The sequence below is a fragment of the Cyanobium sp. A1C-AMD genome (assembly GCF_024346495.1).
Lineage (GTDB): Bacteria > Cyanobacteriota > Cyanobacteriia > PCC-6307 > Cyanobiaceae > Cyanobium_A > Cyanobium_A usitatum.
Genome location: NZ_JAGQDB010000015.1, coordinates 1 through 19932 on the forward strand (window position 1 = coordinate 1; position 19932 = coordinate 19932).

20 protein-coding genes and 1 pseudogene are annotated in these 19932 nt (G+C 62.6%); 11 read left to right on the forward strand and 10 right to left on the reverse strand.

The genetic code is table 11. The features are described 5' to 3' along the window. The first annotated feature begins 352 nt into the window (after positions 1-352). Positions 353-1339, forward strand: coding sequence for a cysteine synthase A (gene cysK, locus KBY74_RS04260; RefSeq protein ID WP_254941646.1), 987 nt, complete (start codon positions 353-355; stop codon positions 1337-1339). Between the two features lie 7 nt (positions 1340-1346). Beyond that, a complete protein-coding gene (locus KBY74_RS04265) occupies positions 1347-4088 on the forward strand; it encodes a cation-transporting P-type ATPase (protein ID WP_254941647.1) in 2742 nt (913 codons plus the stop codon). On the opposite strand, the gene gorA is transcribed toward KBY74_RS04265, so the two are convergent. The 3 genes from gorA to KBY74_RS04280 all read right to left on the reverse strand — a co-directional run bounded on the left by gorA (position 4085) and on the right by KBY74_RS04280 (position 7423). Next, positions 4085-5428: a glutathione-disulfide reductase gene (gorA, locus tag KBY74_RS04270; protein WP_254941648.1), complete on the reverse strand. Its 1344-nt coding sequence runs from the start codon at positions 5426-5428 to the stop codon at positions 4085-4087. The genes KBY74_RS04265 and gorA overlap by 4 nt on opposite strands. 192 nt (positions 5429-5620) lie before the next feature. Beyond that, positions 5621-5959 carry a P-II family nitrogen regulator gene (locus KBY74_RS04275; protein WP_254941649.1) on the reverse strand — a complete coding sequence of 113 codons (339 nt, stop codon included), beginning with the start codon at positions 5957-5959 and terminating at the stop codon, positions 5621-5623. 12 nt (positions 5960-5971) lie between these two features. Continuing rightward, a complete protein-coding gene (locus KBY74_RS04280; RefSeq protein WP_254941650.1) occupies positions 5972-7423 on the reverse strand; it encodes an ammonium transporter in 1452 nt (483 codons plus the stop codon). Positions 7424-7943: 520 nt separating this feature from the next. Here KBY74_RS04280 and KBY74_RS04285 point away from each other — a divergent pair. From KBY74_RS04285 to KBY74_RS04300, 4 genes are read left to right on the forward strand one after another with little or no spacing between them, the layout of a single operon-like run. After that, on the forward strand, positions 7944-9200 hold the full coding sequence (locus KBY74_RS04285) for a glutathione S-transferase family protein (RefSeq protein ID WP_254941651.1): 1257 nt from the start codon (positions 7944-7946) through the stop codon (positions 9198-9200). Between the two features lie 13 nt (positions 9201-9213). Then, positions 9214-9789, forward strand: coding sequence for a DUF2808 domain-containing protein (locus KBY74_RS04290; protein ID WP_254941652.1), 576 nt, complete (start codon positions 9214-9216; stop codon positions 9787-9789). Positions 9790-9806: 17 nt separating this feature from the next. Next, positions 9807-10463 (forward strand): M23 family metallopeptidase, encoded by a 657-nt coding sequence (locus tag KBY74_RS04295; RefSeq protein WP_254941653.1) that lies wholly within the window; start codon positions 9807-9809, stop codon positions 10461-10463. 16 nt (positions 10464-10479) lie between these two features. Continuing rightward, the gene (locus KBY74_RS04300; RefSeq protein ID WP_254941654.1) at positions 10480-10758 is read left to right on the forward strand and encodes a DUF427 domain-containing protein; all 279 of its coding nucleotides are present in this window, start codon (positions 10480-10482) and stop codon (positions 10756-10758) included. 46 nt (positions 10759-10804) lie between these two features. Here KBY74_RS04300 and KBY74_RS04305 read toward each other — a convergent pair whose 3' ends face one another. The 3 genes from KBY74_RS04305 to KBY74_RS04315 form a co-directional block, all read right to left on the reverse strand. Further along, a complete protein-coding gene (locus tag KBY74_RS04305; protein WP_315856777.1) occupies positions 10805-11071 on the reverse strand; it encodes a hypothetical protein in 267 nt (88 codons plus the stop codon). 73 nt (positions 11072-11144) lie between these two features. Then, a complete protein-coding gene (locus tag KBY74_RS04310) occupies positions 11145-13313 on the reverse strand; it encodes a glutamine synthetase III (RefSeq protein WP_254941655.1) in 2169 nt (722 codons plus the stop codon). Between the two features lie 125 nt (positions 13314-13438). Continuing rightward, positions 13439-13834, reverse strand: coding sequence for a Hepatitis C virus core protein (locus KBY74_RS04315; protein WP_241518200.1), 396 nt, complete (start codon positions 13832-13834; stop codon positions 13439-13441). A 52-nt stretch (positions 13835-13886) separates the two neighbouring features. Here KBY74_RS04315 and arsS point away from each other — a divergent pair, with 52 nt between their 5' ends. The 4 genes from arsS to KBY74_RS04335 all read left to right on the forward strand — a co-directional run bounded on the left by arsS (position 13887) and on the right by KBY74_RS04335 (position 16624). Further along, on the forward strand, positions 13887-14900 hold the full coding sequence (gene arsS / locus KBY74_RS04320) for an arsenosugar biosynthesis radical SAM (seleno)protein ArsS (protein ID WP_254941656.1): 1014 nt from the start codon (positions 13887-13889) through the stop codon (positions 14898-14900). 134 nt (positions 14901-15034) lie between these two features. Then, positions 15035-15442, forward strand: a complete 408-nt coding sequence (locus tag KBY74_RS04325) for a PilZ domain-containing protein (RefSeq protein WP_254941657.1) — start codon at positions 15035-15037, stop codon at positions 15440-15442. Then, entirely contained in the window at positions 15439-16032 is a 594-nt protein-coding gene (locus KBY74_RS04330; protein WP_254941658.1) for a hypothetical protein, read from the forward strand. Before KBY74_RS04325 ends, KBY74_RS04330 begins: the two co-directional genes overlap by 4 nt. Positions 16033-16102: 70 nt before the next feature. Next, positions 16103-16624 (forward strand): LexA family transcriptional regulator, encoded by a 522-nt coding sequence (locus KBY74_RS04335; RefSeq protein WP_254941659.1) that lies wholly within the window; start codon positions 16103-16105, stop codon positions 16622-16624. Positions 16625-16713: 89 nt separating this feature from the next. On the opposite strand, the gene KBY74_RS04340 is transcribed toward KBY74_RS04335, so the two are convergent. Next, positions 16714-17037, reverse strand: a complete 324-nt coding sequence (locus tag KBY74_RS04340; RefSeq protein WP_254941660.1) for a hypothetical protein — start codon at positions 17035-17037, stop codon at positions 16714-16716. Positions 17038-17296: 259 nt separating this feature from the next. Here KBY74_RS04340 and KBY74_RS04345 point away from each other — a divergent pair, with 259 nt between their 5' ends. Continuing rightward, a complete protein-coding gene (locus tag KBY74_RS04345; protein ID WP_254929530.1) occupies positions 17297-17470 on the forward strand; it encodes a hypothetical protein in 174 nt (57 codons plus the stop codon). 659 nt (positions 17471-18129) lie between these two features. On the opposite strand, the gene KBY74_RS04350 is transcribed toward KBY74_RS04345, so the two are convergent. From KBY74_RS04350 to KBY74_RS04360, 3 genes and pseudogenes are all read right to left on the reverse strand, one after another. Further along, positions 18130-18312: a hypothetical protein gene (locus tag KBY74_RS04350; protein ID WP_254941661.1), complete on the reverse strand. Its 183-nt coding sequence runs from the start codon at positions 18310-18312 to the stop codon at positions 18130-18132. 38 nt (positions 18313-18350) lie between these two features. Next, a pseudogene (locus KBY74_RS04355) lies at positions 18351-18659 on the reverse strand (YgaP-like transmembrane domain); the annotation flags it as partial. A 57-nt stretch (positions 18660-18716) separates the two neighbouring features. Beyond that, entirely contained in the window at positions 18717-19853 is a 1137-nt protein-coding gene (locus KBY74_RS04360; protein WP_254941662.1) for a rhodanese-like domain-containing protein, read from the reverse strand. Positions 19854-19932 lie beyond the last annotated feature (79 nt).

Consider the following 19932-nt stretch of genomic DNA (forward strand, 5'->3'; position numbering starts at 1 on the left):
TCCAGAGGAACGGGTATGGAAGGTGGCAAGCCACCAGACGGAATCCCGTCGAGCGCAAGGACATTGCGTAACAGGACTGTAACGGAAGATTGCGGGATTAGTGAGAAGGCTGGCCGGGAGGCGCCAAAGCCCTGCTGATGAATCCCATAAGCACCGCTTATGCCGGGGTGCGGCGGGCCCCAGTCGGGTCAACCCCAGGGGCCAAGCCCAAGGCCTTGCGTGAGGCATCGAGTTGGCTCACCTACTGCAGATCGATGTTGTTGACCACAAGACCTGTAAAAACAGGCTAATTCTTGCTGTTCGCTTGGCAGAGCATCCCTAGGGTGCGCCAAGAGAATGGCTCCCCAAACGGATGACGAGCGTCTACGCCGACCACAGCCTCACCATCGGCAAAACCCCCCTAGTGCAGCTCAATCGGGTCACCGAGGGATGCAAGGCCCGCGTACTGGCCAAGATTGAAGGCCGCAACCCTGCCTTTTCGGTGAAGTGCCGCATCGGCGCCGCCATGATTTGGCGAGCCGAGCAGGAGGGACTGCTGGGACCTGGCAAGGAGCTGGTGGAGCCCACCAGCGGCAATACCGGCATCGCCCTGGCTTTCGTGGCCGCCGCCAAGGGGATCCCCCTAACCCTGACGATGCCGGAGACCATGAGCCTGGAGCGCCGCAAACTGCTCACGGCCTACGGCGCCCACCTCGTTCTCACTGAAGGAAGGATGGGTATGCCCGGCGCCATCGGCGCTGCCAAGGAAATGGCAGCCTCCGACCCCGACCGCTACGTCCTTCTGCAGCAGTTTTCCAATCCGGCAAACCCCCAGATCCACCACGACACCACCGGCCCTGAAATTTGGTCAGACACCGAAGGATCGGTGGATGTGCTCGTGGCTGGAGTGGGCACCGGAGGCACCATCACTGGCGTTAGCCGTTACATCAAGGGAACCCTGGGCAAGCCGCTGGTGTCGGTGGCAGTTGAACCCGACAACAGCCCAGTGATCAGCCAGGCCAAGGCAGGGCAGGAGCTCAAGCCCGGTCCCCACAAGATCCAGGGCATCGGCGCTGGCTTTGTGCCCGCAAACCTCGATCTGGACCTGGTGGACCGGGTCGAAACCGTTAGCGACCAGGAGGCGGTGGCCATGGCCCGCCGGCTGATGAAGGAAGAGGGAATCCTGGCGGGCATCTCCTGTGGTGCCGCAGCCACGGCCGCCCTGCGGCTAGCCCGAGAGGAGGCCTACGCCGGCAAAACCATCGTGGTAGTGCTGCCCGACTCGGGCGAGCGCTACTTGAGTTCCGTTTTGTTTGAAGGGGTGTTTGACGAGAAGGGGCTTGCCCCACCATCTATCTAAAGCCGCCATGCAGCTCTCTGCCAGCCAGCCGATCTGGAGCATCCCAGCGCAGGCAGTGCCGGCAACTCTGCAGTCCACACTCCAAGGCCTGAGCGACTCAGAGGCCCAGCGGCGGTTGGAGCGGTTTGGAGCCAATCGCCTCCCAAGCCAGCGCCGCCGTTCCCTGCTGCTGAGGTTTGTCGATCAACTGGTGCACTTCATGGCCCTGCTGCTCTGGGTGGCTGGGGCCCTGGCATTTGCAGCGGGCACGCCCCAGCTGGGCTGGGCTATTTGGGCAGTAGTGCTGGTCAACGGCCTGTTTTCCTTCTGGCAGGACTACCAAGCCGAGCGCACCCTGACGGCGCTGAAGCGATCCCTACCCCGCCAGGTGCGGCTCTGGCGCAACGGTGAACTCACCGAGCTCGATGCCGAGCTGCTCGTGCCGGGCGACCGAATCCTGCTGGAGGAGGGAGACCAGGTGCCCGCCGATGCTCGCCTGATCCAGGCCAACGAACTGAGCCTGGATCTCTCGGTGCTCACTGGCGAATCCCAGCCAGTGGCGCGCCATGCCGATGCCATCGACTCACTTCCGGCAGGCAATGTTGTCCTGATTCCGACCCGGGAACGGGCCAATCTGGTTTTGGCGGGCACCAGCGTGGCCGGCGGTCGCGGCGAGGCCATCGTTTACGCCACCGGCGGTGAAACCGAATTCGGCCATGTGGCCCACCTCACCGCCGCCACAACCAGGGGCATCAGCACCTTGGAGCAGCAGGTGGGCCACATCGTGCGCACCATCACAGCCATCGCCTTAATCATGGGGGCGATCACCTTCAGCCTCAGCCTTCTGTTTGTGGGGATGGGTCCCCTCGAAAGCCTGGTGTTCGCAGTTGGCATCATCGTTGCCAACGTGCCCGAGGGCTTACTGCCCACGGTCACCTTGGCCCTGGCGATCAATGTTCAGCGCATGGCCAGTCAGAAAGCACTGGTGCGCAGGCTTTCAGCCGTGGAGACCCTCGGCTCGGTAAGCGTGATCTGCAGCGATAAAACCGGCACCCTCACCTGCAACCGCATGGCGGTGGAGGAGATCTGGCTGCCCCAGGCAGGCGAGCAGCCAGGGGTTGATCGAGGTGGAGAAGCCGAGCTGTTGCTGGCGGCCTGCCTTTGTTCAAACGCCCAGCTCAAAGCCAGCGGTGACGGCAGCCGAGCCCTCGGCGACCCCACTGAAACCGCCCTGCTGGTGGCAGCCCGGGCTCGAGACCTGGGCCTCGAGGTGCATCAGCAGCGCCATACCCGCAGCCGGGAGCTGCCATTTGACTCCCATCGTCGCCGGATGAGCGTGATCGTGGCCACCGAGGCCGGGCTGCAGCTGATCACCAAGGGGGCACCCCTGGAGCTGCTAGAGCGCTGTAGTCCGGCGGGCCGCGCCCAGGCAGTAGCCGCCAACGACGATCTTGCTTGCCGCGGCTACCGCGTCATCGCAGTGGCCCAGCGCAGTCTCGAGGCCACAGAGGAGCAAGCCCCAGCCGATCAACTGGAGCAAAAGCTCAACTTGTTGGGCTTGATCGCGCTCTACGACCCGCCCCGGCCGGAGGTGCCTGAGGCGATTCGCCAGTGTCACCAGGCGGGCATCAAGGTCACGATGGTGACTGGCGACTACGGCCTCACCGCCCAGGCGATAGCTCGCCAGATCGGCCTGCTGGATATGCCGGCCAAGGGTGACAACCATCCCCAGGCTGATCCGGTGCGGGTAATACAAGGCGACCAGCTCGAGCTGATCAGCGATGTGCACCTGCGCCAGCTGCTCAAATACCGCAACCGGCTGGTGTTTGCCCGGATGGCCCCGGAGCAGAAGCTACGGCTTGTGCAGGCCTACCGCTCCCTCGGCGAAGTGGTTGCGGTCACTGGCGATGGGGTCAATGATGCCCCGGCCTTGCGGGCGGCCGATGTGGGCATAGCTATGGGCCTGGTGGGCACCGATGTGGCAAGGGAGGCCGCCGATGTGGTGCTGCTAGACGACAACTTCGCCACGATCGTCACGGCGGTGCGCTTTGGCCGCGGCGTGGTGGCCAACATTCGCAAGTTCCTGCCCTACGTGCTGGCTAGCAACGTGGCCGAGATGGCTCCGTTTCTAGCCATGGTGACCGTGCAAATCCCGGCGGCCCTAACCGTGCTGCAAATCCTGGCGGTGGATCTGGGCACCGATTTACTACCCGCCCTGGGGCTAGGCGCCGAGGCGCCCGAATCTGGATTGATGCGCCAACCGCCCCGGCGCCGCTCGGCGCCGCTGCTGGATCGGCCCCTGATGCTGCGCGCCTATCTGGTGCTGGGCCTGAGCGAAGCCGTGGTGTCGATGACGGCCTACCTGCTCAGCTGGCAGCAGCAGGGTGTGGGTTTGGCCGAGCTCAGGCTGGCAGCCCCCCTGCTCCTCCATGGCGAGGCCGGACCAGCCCTCGTGGCCAGCCAGCAGCAGGCCTCAAGTGTGGCCTTCAGCTGCATCGTGGCTGGCCAAATCGGTGTGGCGATGGCCTGCCGCAGTGAGCATCGCTCCGCCTTCGTCAACTTGGTGCAGCAGGGCTGGCGCCGCAATCCCCTGCTTTGGCTTGGCATAGCAGCTGAAATTCTCTTCACAGCGCTATTGCTCTATTGGCCGCCCCTGTCGCGGCTAGCGGCGATGGTGCCAATTGACAGCCGGGCCCTGCCGATGGTCCTGCTGGCGCCCCTTGTGGTGATGCTGGCGGATGATTGGCGCAAAAGCCGGGTCACGGCCTAGTTCGGCATGGTCACAAACTCCTCGGCAACCGAGGGGTGCAGGGCCATGGTGCGATCGAAGTCGGCCTTGGTGGCGCCCATGCCAATGGCGATGGCTGCCATCTGGATAATTTCAGCGCTGTGCTCGCCGACCATGTGGCAGCCCAGCACCTTGCCGCTTTCCAGCTCCACCACCAACTTGAGCAATACCCTGGGCCCCCGGGCCGGCAAGGCCTGGCTCATCGGCCGGAAACGGGCCCGATGCACCCGCACGCCCCCTGGGCCATGGCGCTGGATCGCCTCCTCTTCGCTGAGCCCCACACTGGCCAGCTCCGGCTGACTGAATACCGCACATGCCACCAGGCTGTGGTCCACCTGGCGCGGGCTAGTGCCATAGACACTGTCGGCAAAAGCGCGTCCCTCATCAATGGCAACCGGGGTGAGGTTGATGCGGTCGGTGACATCGCCAACTGCATAGATGTGGGGCACGTTTGTTCGCTGCTCGCTATCCACCGGAATGCGATTAGCCTCAGTGGCGATAGCCGCTGCCTCAAGGCGCAGGCCCTCCAGGAAAGGGCGCCTGCCTGTGGCAAGCAACACCCCACCGCAAGGAATGATTTCGCCAGCCTCGGTGTGGACGCTGAGGTTGCCAGCACTGCCAGTGATAGCTGCAGGACTGTGGGCAAAGCGAATCTCAATACCCTCCTGCTCCATGCCCTCCTGGACCGCCTTGGCAGCTTCAAGATCAAAGCCCCGCAGCAAATGATTGCCGCGCACCAGCTGGGTCACGGCCACGCCAAGGCCATTGAGGATGCAGGCGAATTCACAGGCGATGAAGCCAGCACCCACCACCACAAGGCGCTCCGGTAGTTGCTCCAGCAGAAACATCTCATCGCTCACCCAGCCCAGCTCTGCCCCTGGAATCGCTGGCCGTTGGGGCCGCCCCCCCACCGCAATCAAGATGCGCTCGGCCCCCAGGCGGCGCTCGCCAACGGCAACGGTGTGACCGTCTTCAAAGCAGCCCCAGCCGCGCACCAGCTCTACCCCTGCTTTTTCAAGAAAGCCGAGGTGCAGCTGATTGAGCCGATCTACCTCAGCGCGCACATTGGCCAGCAGGGTGCTGGGGTTGCGGCGAATCCCCTCGATTTCCCAGCCATAGCTGGCTGCATCTGCAAGCAAATGTTTGTAAGCGGAGCCATAAACCAGCAGCTTTTTGGGCACGCAGCCGCGGATCACGCAGGTGCCGCCCACCCGATCGCCCTCCACGATCGCCACCCGGGCGCCATAGCTTGCGGCCCGTTTGGCAGCAGCTAGACCACCCGAGCCGGCCCCCAGCACGATCAGGTCGTAGGAGCTGTTCATGGGGCTTGGAGATGAAGGAATGGAGGTCCTCACGCTATGGCGTGAAGTCCTTGGGCGGAAGGGTGCTCCCCAGCTCAGCGACGAATCCAGGGAAGCTGGTGGCATTGTCAGCAGCCATAAAAAAGCCCCCCTGACGGGGGGCAGTTGAGGTGTCCCAGATGAAAACACCACATCAAATCAAGAGGTGGGTGATCAGATCGCCGTGTCGCCGCGCTCACCGGTGCGGATGCGGATGGCTTCCTCAACGGGGGTGACGAAGATCTTGCCATCACCGATTTCACCGGTTCGGGCGGCCTCGAGGATGGCAGTGAGGGTGGCTTCCAACTTGTCGTCAGTCACTACTACAACGATCTTGGACTTGGGTAGGAAGTCAACGGTGAACTCGTTGCCGCGGTAGCGCTCCACCTGACCCTTCTGTCGACCGAAACCGCGGACATCGACAAGAGTCATGCCGACCACATCGAGGCCGACGAGGGTTGTTTTGATTGCTTCCACCTTGGAAGGGCGGACCATTGCCGTGATCATTTTCATGGTGATTCAGCTTCAGTTGGTCGTGGGGTCGTAAGCCTCTTCCCCGTGGGCGACGAAGTCGAGTCCACGTTCTTCCTGCTCAGGAGTGACCCTGAGGCCCACCGTGGCGCCAACGATCCAGAGAATGACCGCGGTGCCGATGCCGACAAACCCGTAGCTGATCAGCACGGCCTTGACGTGGGCCACGAACAGGGCGGTGTTGCCGCCGCTGGCGAGGATTGCTGCCGATTTTGGGAAGTAGTCGGCCGGCACCAGGGCAGGGATGGCTAGGGCGCCGGTGAGCAGGGCTCCCACCGTGCCACCTACGCCGTGGACGGCGAAGGCATCGAGGGAGTCATCAAAGTTGATGGCCGACTTCACCTGAACTGCGATGTAGCAGGCGATGGAGGTCGCCGCACCGATGATTAGAGCCTGGGGCATGTAGACGAAGCCTGCGGCGGGGGTGATGCCCACCAGACCAGCCACGGCGCCGGTGGCGGCTCCCACGGCGGTGGGTTTGCCATCACGGAACCACTCAATCAAGCACCAGGTGAGCAGGGCCGTTGAGGCCGACAGGGTGGTGGTCAGGAAGGAGAAGCCGGCACCCTTAGCAGCGAAGTAGCTGGCGCCGTTGAAGCCGAACCAGCCGAACCAGAGCAGGCCGGCACCCAGGAGGATGAAGGGCACGTTGTGGGGAGGACGCTTGCTGCCGGGGAAGCCGCTGCGCGGACCCACAATCGCAGTGGCCACCAGAGCCGCCACGCCTGCAGCAATGTGAACAACTGTGCCGCCGGCAAAGTCGATGGCGCCGATCTCACCAAAGGGACCGATGTAGCCACCGCCCCAAACCATCTTGCACATGGGGCAGTAGATGAACAGGCTCCAGAGCAGGGAGAACCAGAACCAGGCCTTGAAGTTGATCCGCTCCACAAGGGCGCCGGAAATAAGCGCCGGGGTGATGATCGCGAACATGCCCTGGAAAAGGGCGAAGGAGGAAGCGGAGATGGCGAAGCCATCAGCTAGTGGAGCATCACCGAGCTCACCGCCTACGCCGTTGAGCCACATCTGGCCGAGACCACCGATGAAGGGGCTGCCGAAGCCGGTGTCGAAGGAGAGGGAGTAGCCGATCACAACCCAGACGACACCGATGAGCCCCATCAGGAAAAAGCTCATCATCATGGTGTTGAGCACGTTCTTGGCGCGGGTGAAGCCGCCGTAGAAGAACGCCAGGCCTGGGGTCATAAGTAGAACCAGGGCTGAACCCATCAGCATCAGCAGGGTGTCGGCGCCGTCGGTGGGGACCTTGGTCAAGGCTGCCTTGGCGGAGCCGGCCATCAGCGGCAGCAGGCCAGCACCAAAGGCGAGCAGCATCACGGCGTAACGCTTCAGTTCAGGCTCCTGAACCTTGGCGAGAAGCTGGGTGCGGAATCGATCAAAGACAGCGAGCGGGGTTGGACCGCCGCCAGCGATGGGGACTTGGGCCATGAAGGAAGGTGACCTCTAATGTTCACCAGGCCACAATCGTGCAGCGCTGCAGTCCTGTGGGTAGCAAATGACACCGTTCACGAGAACGCTGATCCCTTCCGCCCTGTGTTGGCTGGCAGCCCAATCTTGGGACGGACGTCGCTGACTAGAAGCCGCCGAATGTGCCGCCGAGGATCGACGGCAGAGAGGGTCTAGAGGGCCAACTGGGCAACTCCATGACTGGTCCTCAGCCCTTTTTTGATGTTGGATCCGTTCACGGTTGGATCGGTTCACGAGTTAGTTAGCTGCCGCGGAGTGAAGCAATCCTTCGTGACTGATGCCCTGATGCTCACTATTGAGGTCTTCAGCTGAGCTGCCTGGCCCCATCCCTTGGCTCTTGATCTCGGGCATCAGCCTGGGCAACAACCTTGGTGAAGGCGTCGAACATTGGATCTCTGGTATGAAACTTCGCTCTTGAAACTTAGTTAGGCCACTGAGCACCCCGCGAGCTCCTAGAACCAAGGCTGCTGCAGCGATAGGCATGGAGTCGAAAGCCGAGGGAGTGCTCGATTGGCAAGAGCTCGAACGCCTCGGTGCGTCCCCAGCCGATCCAGTCAACGGTCCTACCAGCGCCCAGGCCCGGCTGCGTTTGTTTGGTCAGCCGGAGGAGGCAGTGCGGGTCACTCTTTTCCGCGACCACCATGCCTGGTGTCCCTACTGCCAGAAGGTGTGGCTTTGGCTCGAAGAGAAGCGGATCCCGTACCGGATTCGCAAGGTCACCATGTTTTGCTACGGCGAAAAGGAGGCTTGGTTCAAACGGCTAGTTCCTTCGGGGATGCTGCCGGCGCTTGAGCTCGATGGCCGGTTGATCACTGAGAGCGATCGCATTCTTGAAGCCCTCGAGGGGGCCTTCGGGCCCCTGGTGCTGGGCATGAACGATCCGGCGGTGCTGCCCCTGCGCCAACTGGAGCGCCTGCTGTTCCGCGCCTGGTGCCAATGGCTCTGCAGTCCGGGGCTGCGGCCCGCCCAGGAGCAAGCTGCCAGGGCGGCTTTTCAGCGCATTGCAGGCAACTTTGAGCAGGCGCTCAGCCAGCAAAGTGGGCCCTTTCTGCTTGGCGAGCTAGGCACGGCTGATCTGGTGTTCGTGCCCTACGTGGAGCGCATGGCAGCAAGCCTGGCCTACTACAAGGGTTTTCTGCTGCGCAGCGAGCATCCGGCCATTGGCCGCTGGTTTGAGGCGCTGGAGCAGCGCCCCAGCTACTTAGGCACCCAGAGCGACTTCCACACCCATGCCCACGACCTACCGCCCCAGATGGGTGGCTGCTATGCCAGCGGAGATGCCAACCAACAAGCATTAGCCACTCAAATCGATCGGGGCCCCTGGCCCCTGGGCAGCCCCGACCCGGAAACCAGCCAGGCCGAACCGGCCAATGCGGCAGCCTTTGCCCTCAGCCGGGTGATCAAGCACCGAGCGGCAATTCTTGGCCGCAGCCCCGTGGGAGCGGAAAACTTCGATGTCCCGCTCCGCACAGCTCTCACGGCCCTGATCCACGCCAAGCCCCTGCCAGCACCGGCGGGCTCTGCCCCTGCCCTGCGCTACCTGCGCGATCGCATCAGCGTGCCCCGGGATATGCCGCTGCATGCGGCTCGGTGCCTGCGCCAGGCCTTGGAGGCCACTGCCAGTCTCGATCCAGCGGATGGCACAGCCCAGGGGGCGCCGATTCCGGTGGGCCATCGCCGCGATCAGGATCCCCAGCCATTCCTGCGGGCCGCTCCTAGCGTTTTGCCAACTGCTTAATGCCCTAGTGCCTGTGCCCCGTCTTCGACGCGTCGCCGTTGCGCTCGGCTGGGCCCTGGCCAGCTGCATTACCGGGGCGCCCGCAATCTCGCCGCTTGCGATCCCCGCCGCCCGAGCCCTGGAACTCAAGGGGGCCACCTACTTCACCAAGGCCCCCTGGAAGGTTGATCTGGTGAGCTACTACACCACCGTCTGGCAGACCAGCGCCGAGTACTACTTCACGATCAGCCTCGATGCCGACGCCGGTGCCGCCCTCGGCGGCCTCACCATTCAGCAGACCCGCGGCGTTGATACCAGCTTTCCATTCTTTGTGGATCGCACCTCAGCCTTTTTGGGCCGGCCGCGCCAGCAGGGTCCCCGCGTGCCAGTGCTGGCCCAGTTCGATAGCGATGCGCGCCGCTTCACCCTCAGCTTCCCTGAGCCCGTTTCTCCCGGGGCCACGCTCACCGTGGTGCTCAAACCCTGGAACAACCCGGCTGTCTCCGACACCTACATGTTCCAGGTGACGGCCTACCCAGCCGGCCCCAACCCCTCGCCAGCTTCGCTGGGATTTGGCACCCTGCGGATCTACGACCCCGATTGGCGCTGAGCCAGATCCCCTGAGCCATGACCCACCGGAGCTGGTCCGTGCTGTTGCCGTTGTTTTTGGCAGCGGTTGCTGGCCAGCCGCCGCTGCGGGCCCAGACCGCGGAGCCCCAGGGGTTGCGGCCCCCGATGCCCCAGGAGCTTCCGGGCCACGTTTTAGTGCCGGATGTGCGGCTCCCCGGATCGGAGGGATCTCTGGCCCGGGGCATCTTGCAGACATCAACACCTGATAACTCGCCGCCGCCCCTGGCTTACCCGTTGGCCCAACCCGCCGAAAGCCTGGACCCCTGGGGCTGGCGCTACTCGGAGCGGCGCTCTGCCTGGCGGCTGCACACCGGCGTTGATCTGGCGGCGCCGCAGGGCACGGTGGTGCTCGCCTCCCGGGCCGGACGGGTGCTGCTGGTGGAGTCGATCAGTGGCTACGGCACCACCGTGCTGCTGGACCATGGCGAGGGTTGGCAGACGCTCTATGCCCATCTGCACGAGGCCATCGTGGTGAGCGGCGTCTGGCTGGAGCAGGGGCAACCGCTGGGCATGGTGGGCATGACCGGCTCGGCGACGGGCCCCCATCTGCACTTCGAACTGCGTCGCCAGGGCGCCGAGTTGCTGGCCCTGGATCCCACACCCCACCTGCCGCCCCCATCCCTACCCCCGGTGCTTGCCACAATCAGCCCTTAATTGCGCCCCAAGACCCATGCAAGCCCAGTGGAATGGTCAGGTGATTGCCAGCAGCGATGACATCGTCAAGGTTGACGGCAACGCCTATTTCCCCGCCGCAGCCCTTGACCCCGACTGCATCCGCCCCTCGAGCCACACCAGCGTGTGCGGTTGGAAAGGCACGGCTCACTACTACGACCTGGTGGTCAATGGCCAGGTGAACGCCAATGCGGTCTGGTTTTATCCAGAGCCCAAGGAGGCTGCCGCCAACATCCGCGGCCGGGTGGCCTTCTGGAAGGGCGTGCAGGTGACCTGAATCAGCTGTCTCGCGCAACTCGAGAGAGGTGGCAGCAGCAAGGGATTCAGCAACCTGGAAACCGTAGGGTGCGCCAGTCGCCGCTGGCAGTACTCACTTCAACGCCAATCTCCACAGGGCCTGAGCTGCCACCGCAGTGGTCGTTCCACCAGCCAAGCGCTTCGCTCCATGCGGCATCGAGGGATTCGTAGAGGTCGTCGAGCACCGGATGGGGGGCGCCCTGACGATCGACTAGGCGGTAGATCCGCACGTGGCTGGGGGATTGGGTGCGCACTGCTGGCATGTCTGGCTTCGCTGCTCTACTGGTAATCATGGCCCTTGTGCCAGATCGAAACTGTCACCTTCACAACATCTTCCGGTATTGCAGGTTGCTAGGCCACCAGGCATCAACGCAAAAACAGCATCTCCTGGTAGCTGGGCAGGGGCCAGAGGTCGTCGTCGACCAAGCCTTCCAGACCATCCACCGCCGAACGCAGGTCTCCGATTAGCGGCATCAGCCTATCGGCGCAGTGACGCATGTGGGCTTCGGTGCCGTGGGGCGCGGCATGTAGGGACTGATCGAGGCTCTCGCAACCGTTGTTGAGCTGCTCTAGCAGTTCGCCCAACTGATTGCGCAATTTGAGATTGGGATGTAGGCCCATCGCCTGCTGCTCCTGCAGGGCCTGGCCCAACTCGCCTAGATAGCGCACAGCCGCTGGATATACCTGGGTGCGAGCGATCTGCAGGGCCAGCTTTGCCTCCACTTCAATCGCCAGCACGTACTGCTCGGCGTACACCTCAAAGCGGCTCTCCAGCTCCACCGCACTGAGCACTCCTTGGCGCTCAAACAGCTCGCGCACCTCCTGGCGCTGCAGCACTGGCAGGGCATCGGCGCAGGTGCGCAGGTTTTCCAGGCCACGCTCTTCGACAGCCAGGCGATGCCATTCGCTGGAGTAGCCGTCACCGCCAAACACGACGGAGCCGTGCTCGCGCATCACCTGCTGGAGCACGTTGAAGGCCGCTTCTCCTAGGGCGGTGCCGCTTTCGAGCTGGCTCTGCAGCCGATCGGCAATCCAGCCGATCGAATCGGCCAGCACCGTGTTCATCGCCACCAGGGGCCCGGCTACCGATTGGTTGGAACCAACGGCGCGGAATTCAAAGCGGTTGCCTGTGAAAGCAAATGGTGAGGTGCGGTTGCGATCGCCAGGGTCTTTGGTGAATTCCGGCAGGGTGTCCACCCCCAGAGTCATGACGCCGCCTTTGGCGGAACTCTGCAGGTTGCCCTCGCGGATCTGGTTGAACACGTCCTCGAGCTGGCTGCCCAAATACACCGAGATGATCGCCGGGGGAGCTTCATTGGCACCAAGGCGGTGGTCGTTGCCGGCGGTCGCCACCACAGAGCGCAGCAGTGGTCCGTAGCTGTGAACGCCGCGAATTACGGCGGCGCAGAACAGCAGGAACTGCAGGTTGTCATGGGGGGTCTGGCCGGGGTCGAGCAGGTTGCCCTGGGTAGCGTTGCCGATCGACCAGTTGACGTGCTTACCCGAGCCGTTGATCCCCGCGAAGGGCTTTTCGTGCAGCAGGCAGGAGAAGCCGTGCTTTTTGGCCGTGCTCTTGAGCACGGTCATGGTGAGCTGCTGGTGGTCGGTAGCGACGTTTGCGGCTTCGAAGTAGGGCGCAATTTCAAATTGACCAGGTGCCACCTCGTTGTGGCGAGTCTTGGCGGGAACGCCCAGGCGGTAGAGCTGCTGCTCCACGTCCTGCATGAAGACCTGCACTCGCTCGGGGATGGCGCCGAAGTAGTGGTCGTCGAATTGCTGGCCCTTGGCGGGCGGGGCGCCAAACAGGGTGCGGCCAGCGAGGAGCAGGTCGGGGCGCAGGGCGACGAAGGCGTTGTCGACCAGGAAATACTCCTGCTCGGCACCGCAGCTGGAGTTCACCGGAGCTACGTCGGTTTCACCGAGTAGACGCAGCAGGCGCTGGGCCTGTCGGTTCATAGCGGCGTTGGAGCGCAGCAGCGGCGTTTTTTTATCTAGGGCCTCACCGGTCCAGGAAACGAAAACGGTGGGAATGCAGAGGGTGACCCCGTTGGGGGTCTGCATCAGGTAAGCGGGGCTGGTGATGTCCCAAGCGGTGTAGCCGCGGGCCTCAAAGGTGGAGCGGATGCCGCCATTGGGGAAGGAGGAGCCGTCTGGCTCGCCCTGCACCAGCAGCTTGCCTGTGAATTCGGTGATCACCCGACCATCACTTTTGGGCGAAATGAAGCCGTCGTGCTTCTCTGCCGTTGAGTTGGTGAGCGGATAAAAAACGTGGGCGTAATACAGCGCTCCACGCCCGGTAGCCCAGGTCTTCATGGCGTCGGCCACGGCGTTGGCTAACGACAAATCGAGCTTGCCGCCCTCGCGGATGGTGCGCTGGATCGACTTAAAAATGCGTCCAGGCAAGGCCTCCTTCATCGCCTGAAGGCCGAACACATCGCTAGCCCACAGCTCATCGAAGGGGGCTGCAGCAGTTGTCGCCACCGGGCGTCGCCGCTGAATCTGCTGCAGGGCGGCGTAACGGTGCGAGCTGGGCATGGGATCGATTTGAAAACGCTTTGTGGGGGCATCCAATGCGGCAATCCCTTCCGCTTATGTAGCCGTTGCTACAAAATTACTCCCCTGATTCGAGGGCTGGTGGCTACGGCGACAGACCGGCCAGCTCAGATCAAGTACCGGCGAATGCTGGGTCGACTCCAGAACACCAGCGCAGCAGTCGTAGCCGCCCAAAGCAGACCAGAAAGCACTGCGGTGAGCAATCGGCCCTCACTGAGCAGCGCCATGCGCACGATTCCGTAAGGCAGCCCCACCGCCAGGGCCATAGACAGGGCCACGATCGCCAGGATCTGTCCCCAGGCACGCCACTTGAGCAGGGCGATCGAGCCCACCAGGCCCACCACGGCCGTAGGCAGCACGGCACTGGCGCCCACAACGAGATTGGCCGTGCGCCAGGTGGGATCCAGCAGGATTACCGCCAGGCCGAGGGGAATAGCCAGGCCATTGGCCACCAAACCCAGGCGAGCCAGGGTCACGTAGCCGCGGGGGGGCTGCTGCAACATCGCAAACTCGGTTCCAGCGACTCACCATGCTCGTTCATGGGTAGGCGGCAGGATGGTGGTGTTCGCAAATGGACGGGGATTGCAACTCCATTCCGCCCCGCCCCTAACAGGAGCCCAAGGGCCAGCAACGGCCTTCCCGCCGCTGCAGCGGGGACCCCTGACAACCCTGCAGGTGAACCTCGGTTACCGCTGTAACCAGGCCTGCAGCCACTGCCACGTCAACGCTGGACCATCCCGCACCGAAATGATGGATCCGGCCACCCTGGCCCTGATCCCGCATGTTCTGGCGGCTCGCCAGCTGAGCTGCCTCGACCTCACCGGTGGAGCGCCGGAGCTCCATCCCCAGTTCAGGGAGCTGGTGGTGGCTGCCCGCCAGCTTGGCGTCGAGGTGCTCGATCGCTGCAACCTCACGATTTTGTCGGAACCAGGCCAGGCTGATTTAGGCCGTTTCCTGGCGGATCAGGGCGTCACGGTGGTGGCCTCCCTGCCCTGCTACGCCGCCGAAAATGTTGATCGCCAGCGAGGCAGCGGCGTGTTTGAGCGCAGCATCGAGGCTCTACGTCAGCTCAATGCCCTTGGCTACGGCCAGCCAGGCAGCGGCCTAGAGCTGCAGCTCGTCTACAACCCCCAGGGGCCTGACCTACCCCCTCCCCAAGCCCAGCTGGAGGCCGACTACCGCCGGGTGCTCGCCGCCGACTACGGGGTGGTGTTCACCAGCCTCTACGCCCTTGCCAATATGCCGATCCAGCGTTTTGCCAGCTGGCTTCAAGCCCAGGGAAAGCTGGAGGCCTACCAAGCCCTGTTGCAAAACAAGCACTGCGGCGCGAATCTCGAGCGGGTCATGTGTCGCTCCCTGATCAGTGTCGACTGGCAGGGCTGGCTTTATGACTGCGATTTCAACCAGCAGCTTGGACTGAACGCAGCTGGCCGGTCCAGGCGCCATCTTGGCGAACTGCTGGTCTGGGATCCGCAGGGAGATGGGGTGGCAGTGGCGGATCATTGTTTTGGCTGCACCGCCGGAGGGGGCTCCAGCTGCGGCGGTGCCCTAAGCCGCGCCGCGGGTTGAATACCTCCTGGCCAAGATAAAAATTTTCAGCCTCTTCTCAGTTGGTTTTTCGAGTCGCCTCAGTACAATGGGATCAAATTATTGGGTGATGTGAACACGCGGATGTTTGCTAATATTCGCCTGCATTTGACTTGATGCCGGATCCTTCCCCAAGGAAAGAGGAAAGGCACATCGTGCCCTCAATAAGCATGACAATTCAGATCGACTTTCATGTCGATCTGATGTCGTTTATTGGTCGCCTTTGGGATGTGAGCTCCTCTGGTGCCTGCCTGCTGTTTCCCATCCGCGAGCCTGTAGTGCCTGGTTTGGTCGGCACCCTCACGATTCAACACCCCATCTTCGGCGATCCGATCCGGCTGCGGGCCAGCTCCCTCTGGGTCGATCGGCTGGAGTCAGCCTCCTATGTGGGGGTGCGGTTTCTTGAAACCGTCGACTTCAACACCACCTTTTTGAAAGTGCTGATGCGCCGCAGCGGTGGCTACACGCCCGTGGGTAGTTTTGGCGATCTTCTCTCTGGCACGGCATTCGGCAGCTTCAGTTGAGCAAGCAGCACCTTCGCCCAGCCCTGCTGATGATCCTTGGGCTGGGCTGGCTGCTTGCCAACTCTGCCCAGGCCCTGCAGCGGCCGGTGGATCCAGTAGCGGTCTGCGTGGTGACCCCCCGGGTGGAGCCGGTGACAGAAGGGGATGCCATTGGCCTGGTGCCCACACCCATGCCCCTGCTCGTAGTGGTCGAACCCCTGCTGGAGCTCCGCATCGAGCGCCAGGGCCTGCTGGTTTGGCAGCAGCTTGCGCCTGCCGGGCGCCCCTTCCGCGCACCCCTGGCCTGGCCCCTGGCCCCGATTGCCCCCGGCGAGGTGGTGCTGCTGCGCCTGAGACCTGAGCAGGCGGCAGAGGGCAGCTTTGCCCAAGTGCAATTAGTGGGTGCGGACGCCGAGCGGATGGCCCGCACCGCGGCCCTGATCCTCTCCCTAGGCCAGAGCCCCCCTGCCTGGCTGGCAGCGATCGAAATGGCCCTGGAAGCAGGAGATGTGTCGCTGGCCTGGGCTCTGCTGTTTGAACCCCAGCTCCCCGATGCAGGCGATTTAGCCGCCCTGCGCAACGAGGTGGTGCGCAGGGGCTGCGGCGATTGAGCCGCGACCACAGCGCAAAAGGGTACAGGCGTACTATTTTGCGCTAGTGTGACGGCCTTCGGGGATTGCCATGGCGAGCGATCTGATCTGGCTTGGTCCCTTGCAGCCAGCGCATCACGACCTCGAGCCCCTGCTTTTGCCCCTGGCCGGCGAAACCGTGGCCGCAGGCTTTCCCAGCCCTGCCGATGACTACATCGAGGCAACAATCGATCTAAACGGAGCCCTGATTCCGCGACCGAGCTCCACCTTTTTGATGCGGGTAGACGGCGATGCCATGCGCGGAGAGGGCATTCATCACGGCGATCTATTAGTGGTCGACCGCAGTGTGGGTCCCCGTTCTGGCTCCATCGTGGTCGCCGTGCACGAGGGGCGCTTTCTGCTGCGGCGACTGGAGGGAACACCTCCCCATTGGCGCCTGGTAGCCAGCGATGCCACTAGCCCCGCCATTGCCTTGCAAGGCGACGATCCCGACCTGCTGATCTGGGGCGTGGTGATCCATGCGGTACATCACCTCTGGAAGCCATCGCCGCAATCGCGAGTCCGAGGAAGCGCTTTTAAGCGTTCACCAGAAGCCTTTGGAATAAAGCCATAGGCCTAGCAATCCCATTGGCACAAACACTGCGCCAAGGATCTGCAACTTGACGGTGCGCGGAGATGGCTGATTCGTACGGGGCATGGGGGTCAGGCTGAAGGGGAGAACAAAATCGGGCGATAGGTGGGCCGAGCAGCGGGCGAGAGGCTCCACTTCACCCGGCAGGTGAAGGTGGCGTATTCACCTTTGATGGCAGTTGAGAGCCGCATGGCCGTAGCGGTTGCATTGGCTGGCATGCGGTATTGGGCCTGATTGCAGGAGTCCACTTCAGAGACGTTCGACTTGTATTCAACGGTGCCACTGGTGGGCGCGGCCTTGGCGTCTGTTTGGCCAGCCTGGGCTGCGCAGGGTGCAAGCAGGGAAGCAGTGGTACAAAGGGCCAAAAGACAGGGAAATGCAGCAATGCGGCGCATGGCTAAGCGTCAAAGTCTTCCTGTAATAGCCGAAAAGACGCAGCCGCGCCTAGTCGAGCAGCCAGTGCGGCAACCTGGCCCAGCAACGCGCTTAGGGCGGTTCTGATCAACTGATGCACTAAAAAAGATTTGGAGTGCTCTCCGGTAGCCGTCGCTATTGGCAGGCAATTGCGGCTTCCCGTGGCCACCTGGTCGGTGCGAAAGGTGGCCGATCCTCTGCAACCCGAGCTCGCGATCGGCGCTAATTCGGCAGGAAAGGTTGCGGTATGGCGAAACGGCCAAGCAACTGCGCCAGCTAGTCGATCAACTCGAAATCCTGATGCTGGTGGAGCAACTCCAATCCGTGGGCATGTGGCGTGCAGCGTTTAATCAGCTCGGAGATCGCGAGGTACTTGATCTTTTGGTGGCGGCAACACCCGATACGCCCAACTGAAATCACTGCTTGCCTTTGACCTCGAGATCGTGAGCACCCTTTTGTAGAAGGTAGGAATTAATGGCCTCTTTTAAGACGGCACCAAGTTTCTTGCCCTCGAGAATTGTTAAAAGTTTTAAAGCTCGATGCTCCTCCACGGAGAGCTCAACGGTAATTCTTGGCATGATTGTGAAGGGACCTGAACCGATATGACAAATATATGCCAACACTGGTGGAGGATGTGCAGTCGGATATCAACACCTAAACGTCAATGCTTCACCACAGGACTGTGAGATAATGCACTGGTCAAAAGGTTGGATTGGTGAATTAGTGATTAAGAGTTAAGTCTAATTTTGCAAAAGCTTCCCGGTGTCCCAGAAGCGTCGTAGCATTCCAGGCTGCCAGGCCGTGCGGCGGCCACCTCCCCCGTCAGGTCAGTGCGGCCAGCCGGTCGAAAGTTGGTTTCGTTAAGGCTTGAGTTCTAGGAATAAATAATTGTCTTCAGGGCTTATCGGCCTCGCCAGCCAATGCAAAATACAAAGACTAAAAGGTTGCAAAAAAGCCAAAGCGGCCAGTTATTCAAGCAGGCATTGCTTTAGTGATGTTGGCGCCACCAGTGCCAGCTTTCAATATTGATAAACAACCCAAGCAGGGTCATCACCGCCATCAGTGCGATCTGATCAAGGCGTGCATCTGGCGCCAAACAGCAGCGGCAAGGCTCCCAGGGGCACTTGGCTGTTGATCTCGGGTGACTGCCCGTGGAATAAGGGCATCAAGCCCAAATCCACGTGGAACAGCATGGCCAGCAACCAGGCAATCCAGAGAGTGATCAACCGCTGGGCATGATTTGTAGTGGAGCGCATGCATCCATCCAGGTGTTATGGGCAAGCGCCTGCTGCCATCAAATCGAAACCCGGTTCCAGGGCATCAGGGCCAGCAGGCGGGCCATGCCACAAAAACCACTGATGCCAGCAAACACCAGGCCGGCTCCCACAAACCAGCTGAGCAGAATCCAAGCCGGCGCCACCCAGCTGCCGAGGCCCAGGCCGAGCAGCACCAAAGAGCCAGCGGCGATCTGAACCTGGCGCATCAGCGGCAGGGGGGCGTTGTTGAGCCTGCGCAGGGGCAGTCCAGCCTGCTGCCAGGTGGGGATGCCGCCATCTAGATCGGCAAGGGGGCTGGTGTGTCCGCGCCGCACCAACTGGGTTAGGGCCTAGGCACTGAGACGGGTATCGAGGTCTGGTTTCATGACTGATAAGGAGGTTGATCAGGTGGAAGCGACGCCTTGCAGCGGGTAGCCCTCATCCGCCCAGCGGGCCAGGCCGCCGTGGAGGTTTGCCACCTGGCTGAGGCCGGCCTTAAGCAACTGCTGGGTAGCCAGGGCCGAGCGGCTACCGGAGTGGCAGACCACCACCACCGGTTGATTGACGGGAAGTTCGGAGATGCGACCTTCCAGTTCCGGCAGGGGAATCAGCAGGCTGTCCGCCACCCGACCGTCGGGGCCGCCATATTCCTCAGCCGAACGCACATCCAGCAAGGTGAGGCCATCAAGGTGGGACGCCACCCAGGCGGGGGAAAGTTCAGGCAGGCCTGCATAGCTGCGTTGCAATGGCGCCCAACATGGGTTTGCAGCAGGGCTGGTGACGCCCTGATCCACGGGCTTGCCAGAGCGCATGTTGCCAGGCAGGGCTTCGGCGATCCTGTGGGGGTGGGGCAACTGCATGGACTCCATGTGACCAACGAAATCCCTTTCGGTGGCCATACCGCCCAGGCGGGCGTTGAAGGCTTTTTCTTCAACGACCGAGCTGACCGTGCGGCCCTCGTAGTCGTGCCCTGGATAGAGCAAGCAGGAGTCGGGCAGGCTGAAGAGTTGCTGGGTAATCGAGGCCCAGAGGGTATGGGGGTTGCCCTGCTGAAAGTCACAGCGACCGCAGCCCCGCACCAGCAAGGCGTCACCACTGAATGCCATCGACTGATCGTCGAGCACAAAACTGAGGCAGCCATTGGTATGACCTGGGGTGCTGCGCACCTCGAGCCAGCGAACACCAAAGGACAGCCGATCCCCGTGCTGCAGGGGCATGGTCACGTTTTCCGCCTTAGCGGCTGCAGCCAGGCCAATTGCACAGCCAGTGGCCTCGTGCAGCAGCCAGCTGCCGGTGACATGGTCGGCATGGACATGGGTATCCAGAGAGGCCACCAGCTCGAGCCCCAGCTCACGGAGTAGGGCGAGATCCCGGCCGTGGCGCTCAAACACCGAATCGATGATCACCGCCTGGCGACTGGACACATCGCCTATTAAGTAGGTGAAGGTGCCGGTCTGGGCATCAAAAAGCTGGCGGAAGAGCAGGGATCCCCCTCCAGCCGCTGCCCGCAGGGAGATCGGCGTAAACGGGGCGACAACCATCGCGGCATTGCAGCTTGCTATGACCATAGCCGCATAAAGGCGTCGCGTTCGGGGTTGGTCGGGGGAATGCGGCTTGCGA

Excerpts from the sequence above, each read along its gene's own strand:
- cysK (WP_254941646.1), top strand. The coding sequence starts at position 353 with ATGACGAGCGTCTACGCCGACCACAGCCTCACCATCGGCAAAACCCCC.
- KBY74_RS04265 (WP_254941647.1), top strand. The coding sequence starts at position 1,347 with ATGCAGCTCTCTGCCAGCCAGCCGATCTGGAGCATCCCAGCGCAGGCA.
- gorA (WP_254941648.1), bottom strand. The coding sequence starts at position 5,428 with ATGAACAGCTCCTACGACCTGATCGTGCTGGGGGCCGGCTCGGGTGGT.
- KBY74_RS04275 (WP_254941649.1), bottom strand. The coding sequence starts at position 5,959 with ATGAAAATGATCACGGCAATGGTCCGCCCTTCCAAGGTGGAAGCAATC.
- KBY74_RS04280 (WP_254941650.1), bottom strand. The coding sequence starts at position 7,423 with ATGGCCCAAGTCCCCATCGCTGGCGGCGGTCCAACCCCGCTCGCTGTC.
- KBY74_RS04285 (WP_254941651.1), top strand. The coding sequence starts at position 7,944 with ATGGAGTCGAAAGCCGAGGGAGTGCTCGATTGGCAAGAGCTCGAACGC.
- KBY74_RS04295 (WP_254941653.1), top strand. The coding sequence starts at position 9,807 with ATGACCCACCGGAGCTGGTCCGTGCTGTTGCCGTTGTTTTTGGCAGCG.
- KBY74_RS04300 (WP_254941654.1), top strand. The coding sequence starts at position 10,480 with ATGCAAGCCCAGTGGAATGGTCAGGTGATTGCCAGCAGCGATGACATC.
- KBY74_RS04305 (WP_315856777.1), bottom strand. The coding sequence starts at position 11,071 with ATGATTACCAGTAGAGCAGCGAAGCCAGACATGCCAGCAGTGCGCACC.
- KBY74_RS04310 (WP_254941655.1), bottom strand. The coding sequence starts at position 13,313 with ATGCCCAGCTCGCACCGTTACGCCGCCCTGCAGCAGATTCAGCGGCGA.
- KBY74_RS04315 (WP_241518200.1), bottom strand. The coding sequence starts at position 13,834 with ATGTTGCAGCAGCCCCCCCGCGGCTACGTGACCCTGGCTCGCCTGGGT.
- arsS (WP_254941656.1), top strand. The coding sequence starts at position 13,887 with ATGGTGGTGTTCGCAAATGGACGGGGATTGCAACTCCATTCCGCCCCG.
- KBY74_RS04325 (WP_254941657.1), top strand. The coding sequence starts at position 15,035 with ATGCCGGATCCTTCCCCAAGGAAAGAGGAAAGGCACATCGTGCCCTCA.
- KBY74_RS04335 (WP_254941659.1), top strand. The coding sequence starts at position 16,103 with ATGGCGAGCGATCTGATCTGGCTTGGTCCCTTGCAGCCAGCGCATCAC.
- KBY74_RS04340 (WP_254941660.1), bottom strand. The coding sequence starts at position 17,037 with ATGCGCCGCATTGCTGCATTTCCCTGTCTTTTGGCCCTTTGTACCACT.
- KBY74_RS04350 (WP_254941661.1), bottom strand. The coding sequence starts at position 18,312 with ATGCGCTCCACTACAAATCATGCCCAGCGGTTGATCACTCTCTGGATT.
- KBY74_RS04360 (WP_254941662.1), bottom strand. The coding sequence starts at position 19,853 with ATGGTTGTCGCCCCGTTTACGCCGATCTCCCTGCGGGCAGCGGCTGGA.